Annotated in this window: 16 protein-coding genes and 2 pseudogenes; 5 read left to right on the top strand and 13 right to left on the bottom strand. The window is 54.4% G+C overall.

Features of this window, described 5'->3' with window-relative positions; all coding sequences use genetic code 11:
- Positions 1-181 precede the first annotated feature (181 nt).
- On the bottom strand, positions 182-1,927 hold the full coding sequence (locus tag D3871_RS28045; protein WP_199724949.1) for an FG-GAP-like repeat-containing protein: 1,746 nt from the start codon (positions 1,925-1,927) through the stop codon (positions 182-184).
- Between the two features lie 268 nt (positions 1,928-2,195).
- Positions 2,196-2,912, bottom strand: coding sequence for a hypothetical protein (locus tag D3871_RS30055; RefSeq protein ID WP_147376931.1), 717 nt, complete (start codon positions 2,910-2,912; stop codon positions 2,196-2,198).
- 442 nt (positions 2,913-3,354) lie between these two features.
- On the opposite strand from D3871_RS30055, the gene D3871_RS28040 reads away from it, so the two are divergent.
- Both D3871_RS28040 and D3871_RS28035 read left to right on the top strand, forming a co-directional pair.
- A complete protein-coding gene (locus D3871_RS28040) occupies positions 3,355-4,494 on the top strand; it encodes a fatty acid desaturase family protein (protein ID WP_119772346.1) in 1,140 nt (379 codons plus the stop codon).
- Positions 4,494-5,366, top strand: coding sequence for a crotonase/enoyl-CoA hydratase family protein (locus D3871_RS28035; RefSeq protein ID WP_119772345.1), 873 nt, complete (start codon positions 4,494-4,496; stop codon positions 5,364-5,366). The genes D3871_RS28040 and D3871_RS28035 overlap by 1 nt, the downstream gene beginning before the upstream one ends.
- 11 nt (positions 5,367-5,377) lie before the next feature.
- Here D3871_RS28035 and pdeR read toward each other — a convergent pair whose 3' ends face one another.
- The 5 genes and pseudogenes from pdeR to D3871_RS28010 all read right to left on the bottom strand — a co-directional run bounded on the left by pdeR (position 5,378) and on the right by D3871_RS28010 (position 11,776).
- A complete protein-coding gene (gene pdeR, locus D3871_RS28030) occupies positions 5,378-7,375 on the bottom strand; it encodes a cyclic di-GMP phosphodiesterase (RefSeq protein WP_119772850.1) in 1,998 nt (665 codons plus the stop codon).
- Positions 7,376-7,558: 183 nt separating this feature from the next.
- A pseudogene (locus D3871_RS28025) lies at positions 7,559-7,950 on the bottom strand (integrase core domain-containing protein); the annotation flags it as partial.
- Between the two features lie 317 nt (positions 7,951-8,267).
- Complete coding sequence (locus D3871_RS28020; RefSeq protein WP_119772343.1) at positions 8,268-8,471, bottom strand: cold-shock protein; 204 nt, start codon at positions 8,469-8,471, stop codon at positions 8,268-8,270.
- A 1,222-nt stretch (positions 8,472-9,693) separates the two neighbouring features.
- Positions 9,694-10,149: a hypothetical protein gene (locus tag D3871_RS28015; protein WP_147376930.1), complete on the bottom strand. Its 456-nt coding sequence runs from the start codon at positions 10,147-10,149 to the stop codon at positions 9,694-9,696.
- Between the two features lie 184 nt (positions 10,150-10,333).
- Positions 10,334-11,776 carry a sensor domain-containing diguanylate cyclase gene (locus D3871_RS28010; protein WP_158598106.1) on the bottom strand — a complete coding sequence of 481 codons (1,443 nt, stop codon included), beginning with the start codon at positions 11,774-11,776 and terminating at the stop codon, positions 10,334-10,336.
- A 369-nt stretch (positions 11,777-12,145) separates the two neighbouring features.
- Here D3871_RS28010 and D3871_RS28005 point away from each other — a divergent pair, with 369 nt between their 5' ends.
- Positions 12,146-12,571 (top strand): hypothetical protein, encoded by a 426-nt coding sequence (locus D3871_RS28005; protein ID WP_147376929.1) that lies wholly within the window; start codon positions 12,146-12,148, stop codon positions 12,569-12,571.
- A 67-nt stretch (positions 12,572-12,638) separates the two neighbouring features.
- Positions 12,639-12,776 (top strand): annotated as a pseudogene (locus tag D3871_RS31490) (methyl-accepting chemotaxis protein); the annotation flags it as partial.
- 159 nt (positions 12,777-12,935) lie between these two features.
- On the opposite strand, the gene D3871_RS27995 reads toward D3871_RS31490, so the two are convergent.
- The 6 genes from D3871_RS27995 to D3871_RS31485 form a co-directional block, all read right to left on the bottom strand.
- Positions 12,936-13,646 (bottom strand): sulfite exporter TauE/SafE family protein, encoded by a 711-nt coding sequence (locus tag D3871_RS27995; protein ID WP_119772339.1) that lies wholly within the window; start codon positions 13,644-13,646, stop codon positions 12,936-12,938.
- Positions 13,643-15,046, bottom strand: coding sequence for an amidohydrolase family protein (locus D3871_RS27990; protein ID WP_119772338.1), 1,404 nt, complete (start codon positions 15,044-15,046; stop codon positions 13,643-13,645). The genes D3871_RS27995 and D3871_RS27990 overlap by 4 nt, the downstream gene beginning before the upstream one ends.
- Positions 15,047-15,244: 198 nt before the next feature.
- Positions 15,245-16,588 (bottom strand): uracil-xanthine permease family protein, encoded by a 1,344-nt coding sequence (locus D3871_RS27985; RefSeq protein ID WP_420799693.1) that lies wholly within the window; start codon positions 16,586-16,588, stop codon positions 15,245-15,247.
- Positions 16,589-17,019: 431 nt separating this feature from the next.
- The gene (locus D3871_RS27980) at positions 17,020-18,060 is read right to left on the bottom strand and encodes a LacI family DNA-binding transcriptional regulator (protein ID WP_233575843.1); all 1,041 of its coding nucleotides are present in this window, start codon (positions 18,058-18,060) and stop codon (positions 17,020-17,022) included.
- Between the two features lie 182 nt (positions 18,061-18,242).
- Entirely contained in the window at positions 18,243-19,187 is a 945-nt protein-coding gene (locus D3871_RS27975; RefSeq protein WP_233575913.1) for a formylglycine-generating enzyme family protein, read from the bottom strand.
- 228 nt (positions 19,188-19,415) lie between these two features.
- The gene (locus tag D3871_RS31485; RefSeq protein ID WP_274381788.1) at positions 19,416-21,380 is read right to left on the bottom strand and encodes a methyl-accepting chemotaxis protein; all 1,965 of its coding nucleotides are present in this window, start codon (positions 21,378-21,380) and stop codon (positions 19,416-19,418) included.
- A 467-nt stretch (positions 21,381-21,847) separates the two neighbouring features.
- On the opposite strand from D3871_RS31485, the gene D3871_RS27960 reads away from it, so the two are divergent.
- Positions 21,848-22,240, top strand: coding sequence for a COG4315 family predicted lipoprotein (locus D3871_RS27960; RefSeq protein ID WP_119772333.1), 393 nt, complete (start codon positions 21,848-21,850; stop codon positions 22,238-22,240).
- Positions 22,241-22,319: the final 79 nt, after the last annotated feature.

Raw genomic sequence — 22,319 nt, 5'->3', positions numbered from 1 at the left:
CGCGCATCCTCGTGGCTTGCTCCCGCCTTTGGTTTGCCGCGTCTCTTGCCTGCTGTTGAAGGCCCCTTAGTTATCATATAACCCGGCTTAAGCAGCCTCGTATTTTTAGCGGCACCGGATTCGCCTGGGAAGCCGGTGCCGTTCCTTGTAGCGACAAGGCGAGGGATGCAAACATCCGGCGTCAGTTAAACCGACCCGCGCACCACGCCGTGGAGTCCATCCAGCCGCCTGCGTTCGTGGACCAATGGGCGGCGTTGAAGGCGCTGCCTGTCGATCGCCGCACCGTCAATACATTGGTGCCCCCGTGGTTCCAGGTTGCATTCAGGTCGGTAAGTCCATCCCCGTCGAAATCCGCAGCAGTCCATTTCACCTCCGACCCCCAGCCACCGTCGCGCGTAGTCCAGGCCACCGGCGCCTGGAATTGCGTCCCGCTGGAGAGGTAAACCTGGCTTGACGTCTTGCCGAGGTCTTCCCAGAGCCGGACGATGTCGGCGCGACCATCGGCGTTGAAATCGCCGGCCACGAAGGTCCCGGATTCGGTCCAGTCGCCGGCGTCGGCCAGCCAATGGACGTGACCGAACCCGCTGCCGGTCGACGGCCTTACGGTCAACGTGGTCTGGCCGCCATTGTTCCAGGCTGCGCCAATGTCCGTGCGGCCGTCGCCATTGAAGTCTCCGGCCACCCATTTGACGTTGTCCATCCAGCCACCATCCTTGACGCTCCACTGTGTCCAGCCAGGGAATTTCGTTCCATCCGAGAGGAATACCGCAATCGTGACGCTGCCGCCATCGTTCCACACGCCCGCGATATCCGTACGCCCATCGCCATTGAAGTCGCCGGGCAGCCACACAGTGCTGTCCATCCAGCCGCCTGCATTGACCAGCCAATGGGTATGGGTAAAGGCGCTGCCTGTCGATTGCCTCACCGTCAATACATTGGTGCCGCCATTGTTCCATGCTGCGCCTATGTCGGTCAGGCCGTCACCATTGAAGTCGCCCGCCATCCATTTGGCATTATCCATCCAGCCGCCATCCTTAACATTCCACTGCGAGTGGTAAAGGAACTTGGTGCGATCAGACGGAAACACCGCAAACGTCGCCGCCCCTCCATCGTTCCAGGGCGCGGCCAGCGAACTTGCCTGCTTGATCAGCGAAGAAGAGCAGGAATTGCGCGACGCCAGATTATGCCGGCGTATGCCATAGACTTCATGCGCGCCCTTGATATCGATATCGGTCAGGTCGCCTCTCATATTGCCGAACTTATTACAATAGTTCATGACCGAGTCCCGGTCATACTCGGTCACGGGCTTCGCATTGTCTCCGGTACCCGTGATCTGAGCGCAGTGCGCTGGGCCCTCAACGTTTCCTGCGCCATCCTGCTCATGCATGAAGCCCAAAATATGGCCGAATTCATGGGCTGCTATATATTCGACCCGACTCTGGTCCGCCTTGCCATCCGGCTTGAACTGGAAGATGACTCCTGTCCTTTTCTCGGCTGGCTTGCTGAGTGCCCCCGTCCCGAACACGGGTGCGCGGCCCATTGCGCCGGCGTTTTCGTCGCCATAGGAGTCTATCCGCATCCTGACATGGCTCGCCTCGCCCTCGGTGGGACAGGTGTCCCAGCCGGTAAAGTTAATATTCGCATGAAACTCCCATGTGCCCTGCACCGCCTCCTTCACGATCTTTTTTTCCCGGTCGTAGCCGGCGGTCTCCCAGCACACAGGGACTGTATTGTTGTTACTGGTCCAAAGCGTGATGGTCTTGTCGGCGGTAAGTGGCTGCGTGGTTTTTCCGACGTTTTCCGCTGCATGAAGACGGCCTGCGCCGGCCGTTATCAGCAGGGTTCCAACGAGTATGCATTTTTTCATGGTCCATGCCTGACGGTAGGGCCTCCCGGCCCCGGCAGGTGCGGGATTGAGCGTAATCATTTCGACATTCCTTAAAAAGATTCAGAAAGAGATGGATGAGCCGACGATGATGTTGGCTCGAGAGCACCAAGGCACGGAGCGTGCCACGCACCTGAAAGCATCCGAAGCCCGTTCATAAACCATTGAAAAATTAGGCACTTTTCTTTAAGGGAGGCAGATCCCGGCCAGCCATTCCTGCGGCGCAGATGTCGGATGCCATGCAACAGATTTCCGGCCTCTGTTCGCCGGGCCACGACACAGTTCTTCGCATCGCCAGAGGTATTCAATGTTAGGGGACGGGCCGGGCGGCGGCAGGGCGCGCTGCCCCGAAGGGAGAACGGTGGACATCTGGTGAGTGCTGTTCCGGGACGGGCGGATTCGCGGAGAGGGGCCGGCATACTAGCCCGATGCTGTCCACGTATAGCCGGCTCATGCCATGGATACCTGCCGGAAGTTCACCTTGGGAGCAGGCCTGCCAACCGGACTTGGGAAAGCCCAGCGGTGAATCGCCTAGCTGGGGAACATCGGAACCCGGGAAATCGAACCCGGCGGCTAGCCGCCGGCTGTCCGTCGGATCCATGCATCCAGCGCGCAGCCAATCCAGCTCGACCGGCCCACTACGGGCAAACATGAAATCGACGGTATAAACAATCTGTGGTGAGGGACATGACTTGCGGCGCAAAACGCCGCCCGACGCACGCCCGGCGGATAGCGCGCCAGACGGATCGGGAAGCGCGCTAACAACATCGCCCGGCTTTCCACCTTGGACATCCCACCGTCGGCATTCAATACTCAATTGGCTGACATGCGCGCCCTTCAGGCCGACAAATCCGGACAGCAGCGATCCCGGCGGGCATTCTAGGCGATAACTGACATTGCCTCCTTTTCCACCGTATGAGTGGAGGTCCGTTGCATGGGACGAAAGAACAAATCCAAGGGCTGCGACCAGCAAAACCGCCGGGATTCCGGTGCGGCGCCAGCCGCTGCAAGAGTGCGAAGCAATCATGAAATCTCCATGTTGGCTTGTCAATATGCTGAAATTTGGGGAGGCGCGACGCGCGTCTCCGGGAGTGCTAAGGCACAGAACGTGCCAAGCATGGAAAGGCATATCTGACGATAGTTCATGAGGCATTACTGGCCTGTTCCGCAAATCCGTTGAACAATAAATGCGGCGAGCTTGAAGTGATTCGCCTGGCGGGCGGAGGTGATTCGAGGAATGCAGTTCGCCGATGGAATTCGTGAGCATCAGCAGCTGACCGCCGCGTGATCACTGACCCTCCATCCTCAACTTTTGACGACACCTCTGTAACGTCAGGGCCTACACTAAATCCACATGTTTCTATTGATGCAACACATCAAGTTGAACGGTCTTGTTTTAACCCTTACATCCGTCAGTTTAGATCTAGGATCACAGAGACTATCTATTGCAAACCAAGGAGTGAATTCGAATGATTACTGCTTACGCCGACCCTGATGCTCCTCCTTATACGGAAAAGGTCCCACCGCTTACCCACCGTGAATTAGTCATGGCGATGGCGGAATATGCCAGGCCACATACGTGGAAGGGTCTTGCGCTGTTCTTGTCTGATGCCGCGCTTTACGTCGGCGCCATCTGTGCAGTGCTCTTCGCCCCTTCGCTTATCTTGAAAATTCTTGCGTCGTTGATTGCCGGGGTGAAGCTAGCTAACCTTGCGACCCTTGCACATGATGGTGCGCACAACAGTCTTACGGCATCACGCCGATTGAACTGGCTTCTCAGCGTACTCGCTTTCATGCCATGTTTATTTAATTATCGTCTTTGGGTCTATGACCATCATGCCTTACATCACCCCCATACAAATGGCGAACATGTGGATTCTTATCAGCCATTGTCGAAGGATTCGTATGATGCACTACCATCGTTAAAAAAATGGTGGTACCGGTTCTCGCGCACAGGTAATCCATTGGCATTTGGAACCTATTACATAGTGCAACGATGGTGGCAAGTGAAGCTAGTGCCACGATCCTTTTTGCCGCAAGATCGACTGGCCTCAGCCTGGAGGCACTTCGGCTTCCTGTCACTCTATTTTGCTGCGTTCATTGGCTTGCTACTCGCCGCACCGAACTTTGCGCCTGTCAGTTCACTTACAGCGGTGTTATTGGGGTTTATTGTTCCGTTCTTTGTCTTTCAGACTCTCTTAGCCTTTTCACTATATGTGAACCACACACATCCTGATATTCCCTGGTTTGACAGGCCATCAACATTGCGAGCGACGTTGAAACCGGAATTCATGACGGTGCATCTTCGGTTTCCCAAATGGTTCTCTACCCTGGCACATAATTTCTATGACCATCCCGCCCATCACACCTACCCTGCCATACCGTGTTACGAGCTTGGCAAAGCCCAGGCACATATGAACCATTTGTTGGGTCACGAGGCAGTCGTTGTGGATTTTTCATTGCGATCGATGGCCGAGATTTTCTCAAAGTGCAAACTGTATGACTACGCGAACTACCAATGGTTGGATTTTGACGGCAGAGCAACGACTCCCACGTCCAAGTTAATTATCCAACAACGCAAAGCAATGTCACCGTCCGGGAGCTGCTAATGCAACTACACAACCATCCAAACTGCCGCCGTTTTGAGGAGGCTGGGCCTCTTTCACAGATGTCTGCGTGGTATGAAGAGGATCGTCATGTCTTGTGGGTCATGCAGCATGCCCATCCAAGGCCTTGCTTCAACTCTGAATTGCTGCGGGATCTGGACAAATTGATGAGAGCGGCTGCAAATTGCGGGCTGCCAATAGATTTTTGGGTAACCGGTTCCGATGTACCTAACATGTTCAATGTCGGTGGGGATCTTGCCTACTTTGCATCGCAGATTCGCGCCAAGAATCGCAAAGCGTTGCGGACTTACGCCCTTGCTTGCGTCGATGCCGCCTATGCTGCGCTAAATGGCTTTGGTGTTGGAGCGATTACGATTGCAATGATTGAAGGTACTGCACTTGGCGGTGGTTTTGAATCGGCTCTGGCACATGAATACGTTTTTGCACAAAAAGATGCCAAACTTGGTTTTCCGGAAATCGCGTTTAACCTCTTTCCAGGCATGGGGGCTTATTCTTTAGTGGCACGCAAAGTGAATAGCCGACTCGCGGAAGAGTTAATCAGCACCGGTGAATCTCACAGCGGCGAATGGTATGCGCAGAGAGGGCTTGTTGACCGGGTCTTCGACACTGGAGATGCCTACAAGGAAACTCGCACGTTTATTGATGAGGTGAGGCCTAAGCTGAATGGTATTCGTGCGATGCTGCGTACCCGGCGCCGTGTGAACCCGGTTGATAAAGCCGAACTGGTTGCCATTACAGAGGACTGGGCAGAGACCGCATTTCATTTAACTGAAACGGACTTGGCGTACATGGAACGACTCGTCATGTTACAGAACCGGCGACTTGGGAAGTCTCCGCTTGCTGTGGCAGCCTAGAGCGGATGTGATTATGCGACGCTCTTAAGTGTGCTTGAGTGAGTCATCCATACCTCCAATTCGGCAACGCGCATAGGTTTTGCAAAAAGATAGCCTTGCGCGTGATCGACGCCTATTCCACGGAGAAATTCAAGTTGATCCTGCGTCTCGACACCTTCGGCAACTACCTGAAGCTCCAGCTCTTGCGCGACGGCCACCATGGACCGCAATAATCGCTGGGCTCTGATATCGTTATGAATAGAATGGATGAAACTTCGGTCGAGTTTGATCGAGTCGATAGGCAATCGTGCCAAATGCGACAGCGATGAATATCCGGTTCCAAAATCATCAAGATGAACTTCCGCGCCAAGGTCTGAGAATTCCTTGATTAAATTTAATGCAAGTAACTCATCTTCAATTAAGCAGCTTTCCGTAAGTTCTAGATCGAGCATGGACGGAAAAATGTTTTCTCTCAACAGCGCTTTTTTGAATTCGTTAATTAGTTCAGGGGATCTCAGCTGGCGGGCGGACAAATTAATCGCAATGCGAATTTTCAGACCTTGCTGTTTCCACTTACCGGCTTGACGCGCTGCTTCTTCCATTACCCATTTACCGAGCGGCACAATTAACCCGGATTCTTCTGCGTAAGGTATAAATTCGAGCGGAGAGATAAGGCCACGTTCGGGTGAGTTCCATCGAATCAATGCCTCCACACTCTCCGTTTTTCCTGTTTTCAGATTCTTCTTTGGCTGGTAATGCAGTTCAAATTGCCCTTCACTTATAGCTTTACGAAGATTGGTATCAAGCCAAACAAATTTACTGACCTTTTCATTCATGTCCAAAGCAAAGAGCCGATACGTATTTCTGCCCTCTTCTTTTGCTGCATACATCGCCATATCGGCATGTCGGACCAGTTCCTCCATTGATTTCCCATGGTCAGGAAACAGGGCTATCCCAATCGAGCACGTAGCATAAAGCTCAACATAATTTACATAAAATGGTTCCTTCATCCGTTCGATCACTCTCTTTGTGATCGACTCAACGCCTTGTGGTGTTGCATCGTGAATGACGACCAGAAACTCATCTCCTCCTAAACGAGCGATCGTGTCCCCCTCACGCAGACACGATCGAATCGCCAATGCAGCCGCTTTAATGAGTTCATCACCAATCAGGTGGCCGTAGTAGTCGTTAACCTTCTTGAAGTTATCCAAGTCTATAAAGAGTACTGCGAACGGTATTTCGTCCGAACGGCTGGTAGCGGAGGCAATGGCTTCCTGAATTGCGTGCCGATTCGGAAGGCCGGTGAGCACGTCGTTATTTGCCAGTTCTAATAGGCGCGCCTTTACACGTCGCTCCTCGGTAATATCGGTGCCAGAGCAGATCAGATAGTTTTCATTTACTCCACTACCACTCTCAACGATTTTGTTTCGCCATAAAATTTGGCGGATACCGTACTTTCCATTGACGGGACGAACAATGTCAAAGGGCTTTTTCGATTTAAAAAACTCTTTGATGTTGGCCCGCGCTTCCTCATGCTCGGTGTCCGGCATGAACAAATCATGCGCATCGTGACCGACTACATTTTCTTCCTTGAAGCCCGTAACTTCCTCACACAGTCGATTGAATCGCTTGATTTTTCCATTACTATCGATGATGACGACAAGGGAGTTCACTTCCGATACCACCTGCTCTGAGTAGGCAATACCTTGCGAGAGGCAGTTTGCAAGCGAGTCAATGTCGCGATAGTCTGAAGCAGTACCGGCCCACGTCCATGCATCGACCTTCCGGCCTACAAGGTATAACGTTATCGGATCGTCAAACAGCATTACTTCCAAGCGCAGGCATGCTGTGATACCCAGTAGGGCTCGCACCTGCGATGCCTGCTCTGGAGACAACCGTATTGCGCGAGACGAAGATTGGGTATTTTGGGATAGTTTTAAGGCGTCGCTGTCCGAAGATAGCCACCAATAGGGATTATAGGTACCGAAATGTGTGAAAAGCAGCGAATTAGGTGTGTTTTCGGTATCCATAAGCCCTCTAAAGGCAGGGTAAATCGATTCGAGGCGAGCCCTCGAGGGCATAAAGTTCAAGAAGCGGACAAACGGCTGGTTTGGGCAAACGTATTATCGGCCAATTCCCATTTTATTGCACCATGGCAATAAAATTGATGATTGTTGAAGTACTGTGCTTCAGCGCATGGATTCTCAGGGAAAGCCCTTGTGCGGGTGTGACTCATTGCAATCGTCGAACCTGCGATCCAACTGTGCCGGGACGGTGGCAGCGTCCGGACGGTCGTGAACGTACACGTAATCGCGTTTGAACGTCTTTACAGACAATTCTACAGCCCGTTCGACTCCGGGCTTCGTACCGGCTTAAAACACGGCACCAGCTCCAACGAGCAGCCAAATCGCCGCTCCGCACATAGCAGCATCAGGTCCCGCACGGTCTCGCCATCGAAGCCACCCGCCGTTGCACGCGGGGCGATGGTCTCACGGTCATAGGTGTCGATCAGACATGTCGCGCGCACCACAGTCCGATTCCGGCAGGGAATGTCAAAGCATCCACGCCCAACGAAGTTCGACTTCAGCGTACTTACACGCTCATGCGGGCGGTCCGGCTGCTTCTGCGGTTGATGAACCAGCAATAATCCGTTCTGGCTCATCAACCGGTACTGGCGCGTGCGGTTCGGCGCCGGCAATTCCTTCATTGAGTTTGCCTTCTCAACGAGTAAGAAGCATGCGGCTGATTTTCTTGCACGGCCATTGAGCATGCAGCGCCAGAAACATTTGGACCTAGTCAGCACGCGCAACACCCATCGGAATCCATCCTATCAGACAGGCTTGCAAATAACGCGGTCACCACTGTCCCGTGGGGACCGGTCATTCTGATTAGACGAGTAATGACCTTCTGCCGATGTGGTGTTTAGATCGGCTGAATATTTGACGCTTGCTTTCCTTTAGGGCCTTGTGTCACTTCGAAGCTGACCTTCTGCCCTTCTTTCAGGGATTTGAATCCATTGGACTGTATGGCAGAAAAATGTGCAAATAAATCTTCGCCCCCAGCGTCGGGTGTAATGAATCCAAAGCCCTTTGCATCGTTAAACCATTTCACGGTACCTGTCGCCATTGCCTCTTCCGATCATGAAAAGTGAATTAAAACTGTTCGTCCATAGGGTAAATACACGAGCCCTGCGCCTTACTGCGCGGTCCAGCTGCCAGAATCAGCAAGCGGGAGTTCATTATTTCGGCGTCATGAGCGTGCCCTATTGATCTATCGCAAGATTTGACTCAATGCTATCTTGATAAGGGAACTCGATAAAAAGCCCGATTGGTACACGACCGAGCGTGTCGATGTCGTAACGCCCCAGGGCAATTTGCGCGAGCGCTGCCAGATCAGCCGTCGCAGGGGAGATTAGAGCAGTTTCACCCTGACTGTACCGTCGATGCCGGACGCTTTGCCCGCGGCACTGCGTTGTCGGGGGCCGCCGAGGCCTCCTTGCCATGGCTCGCCATGTCGCGTCGCCGCGCCTTGTTCCACAGGCAAATCGCCTCGGCCTCGCCTGGCAAGTCAGGGTGAAACTGCTCTAGTGAAGCAGGGGCATCGCTATGGTTCTTGCACTGTTTTTGTAGGCGACAATTCGCAGTGGAAGTGCCGCGCCAGGGAAAGATGCTTCAGCAATCAACTCAGTCTGAACAGTCTGACTAACTTCTCCAGACCAAAAGAAAAAAGCCCGCAAACCTTGCGGTGTGCGGGCAAATCCAATTCAAGGAGAGTTGGAGGAGACAATCTCATCTTACTCCCGGTGCCCTCATGCGTCTGCTTTCTATTTGTGATATCAGATATTGCTATAAAGAATAACAAGCAAAAGGCCCGTAACGCATAGCGTTACGGGCCTTTTCTGTCTCCGACCGTCTCTTTGATTTTGGATTTTTTGTACTACGCAGGCGATTGTGCTCGACATCCGACAAAATGTCATTGTGCAATGCAATATCAACCGACAGCAAAAGAGCCCGCGCCCTTTTCAGGGGCGGGCAAATCCGATCCAGAAAAAGGACGGAGGAGACGTTCTGTGCAGTTACGCGCCACAAGCCCATTAGGATCGAACTTGATGGCCAACTGTCGTTTCATATAAGGCCGATCGTGCCGGTTTCAAGAAGCTTTTTTGAATTCGCTGATTCATTGCCTCGACTGCCTCGAACACGAAAATCAAGCGGAACGGGTATCTCTGTCTATTGAAAGACGTTCTTCAACCTCCCGGACTATTTTCCGGCTCAAAACGATTCGACGATGCAAACTTTATCGGCAATGTCGTGAGGACGTCATGACGGCATCGGGAGCAAACGTAACCCTATGCGTGCGCGCTATAACGACGTGCGCGGCCGGACCCGACGCTGTTGATCGCTTTGGTATCAGCCAGGGTTTTGATTGCCACGCGTGCACGCAGACTGAGCTTGCGTTTGTCGTCTTCAGTAAGTTCTTTCTTCATTGACTTCGCAATGGTCGCCTCGGCGCGAGTCACCACATCCGTAAAAGAGCGCGGACGCTTTCCCATCATGCTGATCCAGAATTCTCCGCCGGTCTTAGGCAATCCACCTTCTTGCTGATTTGTTCGCCTGCCTGTCCGCTCGGATCGTTTTGCCTTGACGGCCTTATGCGCCGCACCGGCCGGACGTGCGGTTTGAGCATCAAGTTTGTCCAACATACGCTCTATGCCAGTCAGCTTCTTTGCGAGTTCTTTGATTTGCCTGGTCAGGTCCTTCTTCTCAGCCTTTAACATGGCTCGCTGCGATTGATGTCCGCTCATCGGTTTCTCCATCATGTTGTACCGGTTCATCAAGCTTGCATTCTTATGCCGTGGCGCGATACGTCGCCTTTAGGAGATCGACAAGCGTAACCCGAATAAGTTTGATGTGGTGTGAAGCTGGACCAATAAAAATTCTATTTACTTGAAACCAGTTCGCGGGTCGTTCAATGACGGTCTCGCTTCGTTAGAAATGGATTGTCGCTTCTTCCAGTTTGTTACGCCCCGAGCTTTTAGCAATATATAGCGCCTGGTCGGCGGCGTTAATCAGGTTCTGCGCTCTCTGGAATGACGTACTGGTATTGAGATGACAGGCGAGTCCGATGGAGATCGTCACCTTGAATGCCGTTTCGGCGTCAACAGTATGATGAAACGCTGCAATCGTCTCGCGAATTCGGGACAACACTTTTGCTGCAGCCTCACCAGGCGTGCCGGGAAACAGCAGCGTAAACTCCTCACCACCATAACGCGCAAAGACATCGCCATTGCGGATCTGGGACTGGATGACTCTTGTGAGGGACTGTAACGTCGCATCTCCGACGGCGTGCCCATACGTATCGTTAATCTGTTTGAAGTGATCGACATCGATGACCGCTACTGACAGCGGCCAGCCATGTCGGGTTGCGAGTTCGAATTCCCTGATCAGCGCATCGTCAAAATAGGTCCGGTTATACGCGCCGGTCAGTGCGTCCCGTTGCGAGCGCTCCTCGATCTCCCGCATTTGGCGTAGGTTTGCGACAAAAATCAACTCCTTAGCTTCTGCAACCAAGGCTTCGGCATGGGCCGCATCGATGAGCGGAATATCGAAAAGGTCTTCGATTTCCTTGAGGCCATGACGCATTGCTTCGATGATGTCGGTGAGTGCCTGCGCGTCCAGGCCGAGCCAGCGGGCGCCCGCGTTGGTCGCCTTCAATGTTGCGACAGGATCGTCGGGCTTCAGAAACACATCCGCAAGATAGCCGGAAACAGCAACGCAGCTGTTGGCATCCGGAACCGGTTCTGAAGCAGGTTGAATGTGACTGGTTAAACAGGAGACCGCGAGCTGGTCCGGCAGATGCCAGCGCTTCAACAGCCAGTAGCCGACTTCATCATGGCCGGATCCTAGCAACTCTCGTTCGATTTGCAGCAGCGTGTCATGGTCGACCGCATTCGCCGCTAGCTCGTCGTACCGTTCGGAAAGCGCCGTCTGCAAGGCAATGATGCCGATATCCTGCAACAGGCCCGCCAACAGGAGGTCATCCGCAGGAAGACGAAAATGCTGGGCAAGCACCCGACAGGCCAGCGCAGACAAAATCGAACGTTTCCAAAAGACGTTTGTTTTTGCATTGTGCTGCGCCGATTTCAGACCGCCCACAAGAGAAAATGACAATGCAATCGTGATTGCCGCATGGGTACCCATCAAGCTGATTGCCTGCCGCACGTTCCCAGCCGACCGGCGCGCATTGTACAAAGGCGAGTTTGCGACTTTCAGCATTTTGGCCGCCAAAGCAGGATCAAACGCGACCGCGTCAGCGATCTGCATCAGACTTGCATTCGGACTATTTGCCAATTCGATAATGCGTACTGCGGTGGAAGGTGGCGTAGGAAGCGTTGTGCAGCATTTGAGCTGACGAATTAAATCCTCATTCATGGCGGGTCTCTCTCCGTATCGCGACCACGCATTGTAGCAGGATGATATTGCATAAATGCAAATATACAAATATGCAAGAAGAGACGCTTTTAAGCGCATACTGTTGCCAAGTGACTCACCAGGACTTTCTTAAATCTCCGGCCTACGCTTATCGCACCTGAGTGTTGTCATTCTGAAATTGACATGGTGGTCAGACCTGGCATAAATAGAGGCTTAACACCTCCGTGATAAGGCCCATAAGGTTTGAACCTGACGCGTGGGAAATCCAGGTCCGTCGACTGTCAGCATAACGGACGTTGCGACCCCCGTCGTCGTCGTAGACGTTACTCAATGTCGTTGTTGGCCCTTCGTTGTGTTCAGGGAGATAAGTTGAATCAGGACCGAAGAAAAACCATACTCGCTGCAGTGAGGCCGCTAGGGGTTGAACGGCTGACCAACGTATTGTCGCCGGAATTCAGGTTGGTCTTCTGTCACTCCCTGGCTGCAGTGCAGGACCAGATCCGCTCCGACATCGACGCTATCGTGTGCGGCACAAATTTCGATGAAAGTCGGATGTTCGAGTTGCTTCAAACCCTCAAGTCGGACATCAGGTACAGCGCCATTCCATTTGTCTGTGTGAGGGTACTTGACGGTGTGCTCCATGAAGCAACCTACGCCAGCGTCAGAAAAGCCTGTATCTTGATGGGCGCCTCTGCGTTTTATGACTTGGCACAAGCCAGAGCAGATATGGGGAAAGCGGAAGCGGCAAAAGCATTCCGTTCGATGCTCCATCAATTAATGAATGCGCATTCCTAGAAGTCTGCGCGGCAGAAGGATTGGAACCAGATCAACGCTTATCACGCAGGTGTTGAATACAACCATAATTGTCGTCGTCATCGACGGTATCGCTTTTCAGACTAACATTCTCGCGCTCAATACGGCTGTTGAAGCAGCGCGAGCCGGTGAGCAAGGCCGTGGCTTCGCTGTCGTGGCGGTAGAGGTAAGCAAAAATGCGGCCCGCCGCTTCAGAAGCGATGCCGGATCCCCATCACAAACGTATCCCCGCGGTCTTGTGTCGACACCTTCTCTCTTTTTTGACATCACGTATCGGCTTACTGGATAGAGGCTGACAGGAATGTGTAACCGGCCAGCGCGCCTGATACAACTGCCCTATCTGCGATTACCGATGTAGCAAGATGAAAAGGCCTGAAACGATTGCGAACACCAGCACAGAAATACGCAAGAACCGCGTTTCAATTTTTTGGTAGACGATGTGACTGGCAACGATGCCGATCAGCAGAGGAGGCATGACCCACACGAGCGGCGACAGGGAACTGATATCAATCCGTCCGCTGCCTGCCAGCACCACTAACGAAATGATTTCTCCGATCAGGAAGCACAGCGCGACCGACGAACGTAGTGTGGCGACCGGCATGTGCTGGTATACCAGCGCAAGAGGCGGTCCGCCGATGCCGGTTGCCGTCTCTGTGATCCCGGTAAACACGCCAGTCGACAGGAATGTGCGTTTTCCGGGAGCAAACGATGGCAACAGTAAAGTCGCCATCGCGGCGAGAATCGTGGTCGCGCCGATCACCACGTTCAGATACGACACGGGGATCGCCAGCAACACTGCCAGCCCGCCAAAAGTGCCGGCTGTTCTGCCGGCCGTAATCCACTTGACGCCATGGCGATCGAGCGCCTGCCATTCACGCCAGGCGACATAGGCATTAAGCGGCAGCATCAATAAGAGCAGGCCGCCCGGCAGCAACGCCGGATGGAGTATGCCCAGAACCGGCGCCACGATAAGCGCAAAGCCCATGCCGGTGGCGCCCTGAATGAACGTACCGATGAATACCGCCAGCCCAATCATCGCCAAGACTTCTGTACTCATGAGCCAGTCCGTGCAAACCGATGTTCCGACGCAAAGCCATGCAACTTAGTGATCGGCGCTTCGGCCACCACTGTCTTCGCCACTTGCGCGACTTGCGCCATCAACAACTTTGCATCCCAGTCGACAGGCCATCCTTGCCACAAGCGCAATTTGCCGGCAACGAATACGCCCATGATTTGATCGCGATTGGCAAGCCGCACCAGTTCCCATGTCAGGTCCCAGGAAGGCTGCATTTCCGGTACGTTCAAGTCAACCAGCAGAAAATCCGCGTCCTTGCCGGCGGCAATTTCGCCGGTCACGCTATCCAGGCCAAGAGCTTGCGCTCCATGGAACGTAGCGTGCTCCATCCATGTCCACCCTCCTCCGCAGGACGAATCGCCAATGCCGAGACCGAATGCAAAACGTTGCGCGGCTTCGGCATAGTCGAGCAGGCGGAAGCCATCGCTCCTGGTACCGTCGGTGCCCAGTCCCAAACGAATGCCGAGCGTCGTCATCAGATGCGCGGGTGCGACCGCATTTCCTTTCCAGGCGCTGGCAACCGGGTTGTAACTGACCGCTGCGCCGCTATCGCACAGCATCTTGATTTCCGTCGGCGTCACCAAGGTCGCATGCGCGAGCAGCGCTTGCGGACCGAGTGCGCCGACCCGGTGCAGATGTTCGATCGGGCGTAGCTTGCGCTGCTCGATAGAGCGCTCCACCGCAGCCAGGTGTTCGTTCACGTGCGTCTGGAAAGCGCATCCAGCTTCCGCGCACAGGTTGGAGATCTTAGTCAGCATGCCATCGGTGGCGGCTTCCGGAATCGATATCGCCAGCGATGGATGGATCAGGCGGTCGCTTTCCCAGCGCGCGATATGTTGCTCTGCACGCTCGACGATTGCCTCGGCTCGCTGCGGTGTCTTAATGCCGCCGAGATCATTGCAGATCAAGCCCAGCACGCATCGAAGCCCGGCGTCGGTCGCGGCTTTGGCGATCGCGCCGACGCTCGCATCGGCCCTGGTTCCAGCATCGCTTACCGTCGTAAAGCCGCCACGCAATGCCTCCAATGCGGACAGCTTGGAGGCAAGATACAGGTGTTCTTCATTCAGGCACCCTTCCAGCGGCACCCAGACTCGACGAAATATTTCAGACGGCTCGCCGAATACCAGTGACTTGCCGAACGATTGGGTAAGGTGATGGTGTGTATCGACGAAGCCGGGCATCAGCAGAGTATCGGCGAGCTCGGTTGTTGCGATATCCGGAAACCGCATCTTCAACGCAACGGTTGGACCGACTGCCTTGAACCGCCCTTGCGATACCACGACGGCGTGTCCGCGCACCGGCCCATCTTTCAACAACAGCCACTCCGGAATGAGTAACTGCTCTTCGTGCGCAAATGCTTCTGCTGCAAAACGTGAATCCATATTCCACCTTAAATTTTGAAGGTCGTGCTACAACCTTCGTGTCAAATCATCTCGCGAGACTTCGTCGAGCTACAGCAATCACGATCAACGCATTTCGCCGGCAAAGGCCTCCACCTCCCGCAGCGAACGAGCAGGTGCAACGCGAAATGCGATATGTCGGGAGCCGGCGGCGTACCAAACGCGCGCCGATTGGCCGGATCAGTGGTGCGCGGCCTGACCGCCTTTGCCTCGCCCTCTTCCGATATGGAAGAAGACGAAATTCATCAGTGCGGCCGCAATGGCGCCCATGGCCACGCCATTTCCCAGCAGCATGCGAACATTGGGCGGGAAATTGGAATAGAGGCCTGGGATCAGGATCGGCAACAGTCCAGCCGACAGCGCAATGGCGACGATGTACATGTTGGCATGATCGCGCAGGTCGACGCGCCGCAGCATGTCGATGCCCATGATCCCGACGATTGCGAATACGATCACCCCGGTGCCGCCAACAACGGCTTCAGGCACGAAGCTGATCAGTTTTGTCAACGGCGCGAGCAGGCCGAACACGACCAGGATGAGCCCGGACATGACGGTCACATAACGCGAGCGCACGCCGGTTGCACGCACCACGCCGATGTTCTCTCCGCTGGTGATGATTAGCGAGGTGCCGAACAAGCCTCCCAGGAAGGAGATCACCGCGTCGCCGCGAATCGTCTTGGGCACGTCGCGCTTTTGATCGATGTCCTTGCCAACCGCTTCGCCGATCGCGACGGTCTGGCCGGTTGCTTCCACCATCGAGATGACCGAAAAGATAATGAGCGGAAGGGCTGCGATGATGTCGAACTTCGGCATGCCAAAAGGCAGCAAGCTCGGCGCACTGAACAGCGGCCATAGCGGAATCGGCTCGGCGTGGAATGCCCCGATGGCTATCGCAACCAGGGTGCCGGCAATCAGTCCGAGCAGGATCGACAGCTGACGCCACATGCCGGTCAATACGCGAGAAAACAGTACGGTGCATGCGATCGTCGCAAACGCCAGAAACAGGTTTTGCGGACTGGCGAAACCGGGCGTGCCCGGATTGCCGGTGATCAGGATTCCGGACACTTTTGTCAGGTTGATCGACACCAGCAACAGCATCGTGCCGACGACCACTAACGGGAAATACTGCAAACAGCGTCGGAAAATAGGCAACAGGACGAAATAAGCGACGCCGGTTAACAACACCGCGCCGGCTGCGGTCTGCAGGTCGGTCTGCTGCGCGATAAGAATGAAGAGTACGATCGGCGCGCCGCCCGGCAGCATAATGAACGGCAGGCGAGCGCCGATACCGCGCGGACCGAAAGATTGCAATAGGGTGCCGATGCCGCACATGATGAATGTCGCGCTGAGCAAATTGATGGTAAGCGCCGACGAGAAACCGAGTGCCTTGGCCATGAGGAATACCGAGGCGATAGGCGAGGCGGCCATGACCAGCACATGCTGCAAACCGAATGCAACAAGTTTGGTGAGTGGAAGTTTTTCATCAACTTCCGGAACGCTGCTCGTCTTTTCGGGGTGGTTAATCCGTATGGTGTGTTGATTCGATGTATTAATGTGGCCGCCTGCTAATTCTGCTGCAGAATTAGCGGTCGGATTCCTTAGGTTGTCTGGCATGCGTGTCTCCATTCTTTCTTAGTTGCATGTCCTTGCAGAAGCGCAACTAAAACCGCGTTGTGATTGAAAGCCTTCCAGCGCGCTGTCCCTCTATAGGGGGCTTATTACGCCCTTTCTTAACTACTGACTACCCCAAATCGATTTTGGATGGCGCCGTGCTTTGCTTGTGCATAAATGATATCGCTGCTAGCTTTGTTCCTTGCAACGGCAAAAGCGGAAGCGCCAAATTCCCCAAATCGATTTGGGGAGTCTATGCGAAAGCCAAATGATTTGCAAGCTGCCTGTTTTCTTGCAGTTAAGACACCTGTTTAATCCTTATCGAAAGCGGCAGGCCTCTCTTTTTATTCTGACCTGCGAGGTGTCGAGGATTCGCGTATTTGGAGAGTCGGTGCCGGTCCCAATACCGCGTTGCAGCGTGTGTCGCCACAGATGTGCTGGAAAAGCAAATCCACCGCTAACGAAGAGACATGTTCAAGATGCAGGTTAACTGCGGTCAGAGGTGGCTTGGAATTCCTGGCGCGCAAACCGTCGTAACGGGTAACCACCATGACGTCGTCCGGCACCTTGCGGCCAAGTTCGGTCAAGGCCTTGATCGCACCGGTAGCAAACGCATCCACCGGCACACAGAGCGCATCAATCCCCGGTTCATCGGTGAACAGTTGGCGGCATGCTACTCTTCCCGCCTCTTCTCCCCCGGTTTCATCCGCCTTTATCACCAACCCGCGCAAGCCGTGTTCGCGTACAAAGGACGAGTAGACACGCTCCATTTCAATGTATGAATGGCGTTGCTCCGATCCGATCAGCAAAGCGATGCGCCGTGCACCCTGAGAGAATAAATGGTCAAGCAACAATTGCCCGGCCAACCCTGACTGCAAGTCTACATGCGGAATTAACAAGTCTTTGTCGGCCAACGCGCCGATGGAAACCACGGTGATTCCACGTTCCTGCAAGCGCAGGATCTGAGGATCGCGAGCGATAGGCTCGACAACAAGTGCTCCATCGACATCCAGTTCATTCAATAGCTGCCGCGAACCTTCCAAATGGGGCACCAATATTAGCGCTTGCCCCTGCTGTAGCGCAGCTTCCGCGGCAATTGCAGCAATCTCCATCATGAAGCCCAGGCGCGACGAACCACCGGCCACGGCGAACGGCATCGAAGAGAGCAGCGCAATGCTGTTTGCTTTACCGGTCCGCAAGCGCTGCGCTCGGAGGTTTGGACGATAGCCAAGTTCTTTAGCCACACGCTTTACCTTTGCCCGGGTGTCCGGATCGACATATCCACGATCGTTAAGCGCATGGGACACTGTGGTCAGCGACACGCCCGCGGCGTGCGCCACATCCTTGATGGTAAGCCGGCGCGGCGCAGATGCGCTGGGTTGCAAGGAAGGTTTCTTGTTGTCTTTCATTATTTTAAAAACGTATGCGCATCCTGTTGCCAAATGACCCACTAGGTTACTTGATTGTGCGCCAGAAGGATACTTGGCGCTACCGAACCAAGCCATTCCTGGTGCCGAGTCTTGGCTGATCTCAAGCTAAATGCCCCCTCCTCCATCAGGAAACGCTGCTATTTTTCCTCGCGTACGAGCCGCATGCCGACCAGCGTATAGCGCGTTGCAGGAGAATTCCAGTTTCGATACGATGACCTCGCATAAAACGACCATGTATGCCAAGAGCCACCGCGACGTACGCGTACCGAACCGGTGTCTGGGCCCTTCGGGTCATCGGTCGGTGAATTGAGGTAATACTTTTCATCATGCCAGTCCGCGGTCCATTCCCATACGTTGCCATGCATGTCGTAGAGTCCGAACGCATTCGGCGCAAAGCTGCCGACCGGTGAAGTGAACGCATAACCGTCACGCCCTTCAAGCGCGTAACTTTCCCATTTGATCCAGTTTTTCGTTGCGGTGACATCAAAGACGTTCGCTACTTTCGACAGGGACTCAGGGTCGTCGCCACTATGATATCGGGTGCGGGTATTGGCCCGCGCACTGTATTCCCATTCCGCTTCGGTAGGCAGGCGGTAAGTCTTTCCCTCCTTCTTGCTGAGCCATTTGCACAATGCCGTTGCATCATTCCATGTCACGTTCACAACAGGGTGATCATCGGTCTGATCAAAGCCCGGATTGCGCCATGAAAATCTGATGTCTCTTCCTTCGAAGGCATCGCCGCGGGCGGACTGGGTCGGGTCATAAGCCGGGTTGTACCCGTAAGCGCCGGTACCGTCGGACTCGGATTCCGGCCGATAACCTGTCTGTTCCAGAAATTGCCGAAACTGTCCAACGGTCACCTCATGCTGCCCCAGATAGAAAGCCCGTGTGATACGCACTTTATGAACCGGAGCTTCGTCGCCAATCGCCAGGAAGCGGGCGCGGTCGTATTGCGGATAAGCCGCAGCCAGGGATTCAGCCGACTCGTCGCTTCCCATCAAAAAATCGCCAGAGGGTATGAGGACAAACTTCATACCGATCGAATTTTCGACCTGCTTCGACAAGACCGAGCCAGGCTCCATTGCCCATATTGAAGGCGCTACCAAAATCGTTGCAAGAAAACATAGCGACCGTATACTCATTACGTCCTCCGGCTGACCATTCAAAATGACGTGAACAAGCCCCTTTCGCTTTCGATGCATAAACGCTTCTTGCTTCCGTCTGCGCTACAACACCGAAAGCTCGTCCCCCATCTGACCGGAAGGAAATGCCCTCCGTCTTGCCGCGCTCCCATTGATGCAAGACAGCGGCTATGTTTTCATCGGCGTCATCGCCATCTCGCCCTCGCGCAGCTTGAACATGCCCATCGCCCGCACCAGCAACTGCGCCTGCTCGTGCAGACTTTCCGCGGCCGCCGCAGCTTGCTCTACGAGCGCCGAATTCTGTTGTGTCGTTTCGTCCAGATGCGTGATTGCCTGACTGACCTGGTCGATGCCGGCGGCCTGTTCCTGCGACGCCGACACGATCTCGGAAATGACGTCTGTCACACCCTTGACGCTCAACACGATTTCTTCCATCGATGCGCCGGCCCGCGCCACCAAGCGATTGCCCGCATCGACTTTCTCGACGCTGTCGTCGATGAGCCCCTTGATTTCCTTGGCGGCGGACGCGCTGCGCTGCGCCAGACTGCGCACTTCGGCAGCCACCACCGCAAAACCGCGTCCTTGTTCGCCGGCGCGTGCAGCCTCGACTGCCGCATTCAAGGCAAGGATATTGGTCTGGAAGGCGATGCCGTCGATAACATTGGTGATATCGACGATCCTGCGCGAACTGTCATTGATCGCCGCCATAGTCTGCACGACTTCGGACACCACCCGACCGCCCTTGACTGCGACCTCGGATGCGCTGCTGACCAGCTGAGTGGCATGCTTCGCATTGTCCGCATTCTGGCGCACCGTGGAGGTGATTTCTTCCATCGACGACGCGGTTTCTTCCAGGCTCGATGCCTGTGACTCCGTGCGCGACGATAGATCGGCGTTGCCGCTCGCAATATCATTCGACGCCGAGGCGATCGTGTCGACGCTGGTGCGAACGTCGCCGACGATGCGCCTGAGGTTGTCATTCATCTGTTTCAACGACATCATCAATCTGGCCGTCTCGTTCTTGCCGCTGATATCGAAGCTCGACGTCAGATCGCCGGAAGCTACACGCTCGGCAATTTCGACGGCGTGATTGAGCGGCCGGCTCACCGAGCGGGCGATCAAAAACAGGATGAGGCCGCCTAATGCGATGAGGCCAAAAATCGATGCCATCATCACGCCGCGCGTGATCTGCCGAGCCGAGATCTTTTCGTCCAAGATGGCGTTGAGTTCCTCGGTTGCAAGCGTATTCGTCGCAAATTGCGCATCGATCGCCTGCGTGGTGAGCTTCACATATTCCGAGCCGGAGTATTCGAGTGGATCGGCTTTGACGATCTTATCGGTGGCCAACTGCATGGTTTGCGTCGCCAGGTCGTTCATCGCCTTGATGCTTGCTCCAAGCTTGTCGTGAATGCGCGGATTGGCAGTGGCTGCCTTGTTGTATTGGGTAACAGTCTGATACAACCGGTCGCTGACACGCGCCACGATGGCCGACAATACCAGGCGATCTTCGGCTGTTGCCGATTTCGTGGCTAACAAGCCAGCTCCTTTGGCGCGCATCTTCCCCAGTTCTTCGGAGAGATAGGGCAATTGATAGAACATCGACTGGATGAGTTGATAGGTATCGGGATCGGGGTCGAGATTCAAACCATAGTAGTCGGCCATCAATTCATTGACGACCAGCAGCTTCGGCACCAGTGCGGTATGCGCCTCGTAGCTTTGCGGGACGGACAACGTGCGATTGCTGACTCCGGCACGCAAGGTTTCCCAATCGCGCTTCGCTGGTTCCCAGGCCGCCTCGATCTCTCTGTTGCCCAATTCCTTGACGATTGCGCTTACCTTTTCGTAGTATCGATCCGCTTCGATCTGTTTGTCGTCACGTTTTCCTTCGGCTTCCCTGACACCGCCCAACACCAACGCCGACAAGCCGCGATGCTGCTGCGTGCTCTGGATCGTTTTGAGGATCGTTGCCATGGGGACGCGAGCCAGCGTTTCCATCGTGAGGGCATTGAGAATTTTGCTCGACTCGCGCAGGTACAGTGTGGTGGGGATCGTGATCAGGATGAGACCGACAATGCTCAGAATCACGAACTTGTGCCATAGGAGCATGCGATTCAGGACGGAAAACATATTCATGTATAGGCTCCTCTACGTGGGAAGTGGCGCCGCGGCGGCTTTCGCCAAATCGCACGACAAAACCATCCTGCCACTACTCTCGAATTGACGGATGCGCGGTATGGTCCACGCTTTACCGTACGGCGCTTTCATGCCCCGAGTCTCCAACATAACAGACATATTTTCCAAAAGAAACATGAAGAGGCCAGGGCCTACAAAACGCATTGTTGGTTGGATAAGAAATGTCTCCGCTTCGCAACGGTAACCCATGCCGGTGTAAACCATTTACCGTAGTTTGCTGCAACACTGAAAACCTCAAAAGCCTGGCGTTGTCTACCCTCTTGCGCTGGCTCAAATGATTCATGCGGGCGTGACGTACGCTCGAATCTCTCTTGGAGAAAGATGGCTGTCCAGGACGTATGGAATCCGTCCTAGCATTGGCACGTTTATCTTCATGAAACCTCACAACCAAGAAGAAAGGAATTGCCATGAACATTCGCAAAACAACTTCCTCGTTCCGCATTTGTGCGTCGGCATTGTTTATCGGTACTCTGTCCGCCGCGGGCATGGCTTTTTCACAAAGCTCGGCACCGGCAAAAATGCAGGACGGCGTACTTGTAGGCAGCAACGGCATGACGCTTTACACCTACGATAAGGATGCTGAGGGAAAAAGCATGTGCAACGGCCAGTGCGCTGAAAACTGGCCTCCGTTCACTGCGGCAAGCGGTACGCCATCCGGCGACTTTTCCGTGATTACACGGGATGACGGCAAGAAGCAATACGCTTACAAAGGCAAGCCCTTGTATTACTGGATAAAAGACCAGAAGCCTGGCGACAAGACAGGCGATGGCGTGAATAATATCTGGCACGTCGCCAAATAGTTGAGTTGAATTCCCGGTCGATACCATGATTGGTAGCAGGCCCTTATTGCTTGGCCGGGATTAGCAATGCTCCGCGCTG

The organism is Noviherbaspirillum saxi, assembly GCF_003591035.1.
GTDB lineage: Bacteria > Pseudomonadota > Gammaproteobacteria > Burkholderiales > Burkholderiaceae_D > Noviherbaspirillum > Noviherbaspirillum saxi.
This window is presented reverse-complemented; position numbering and strand designations above follow the sequence as displayed.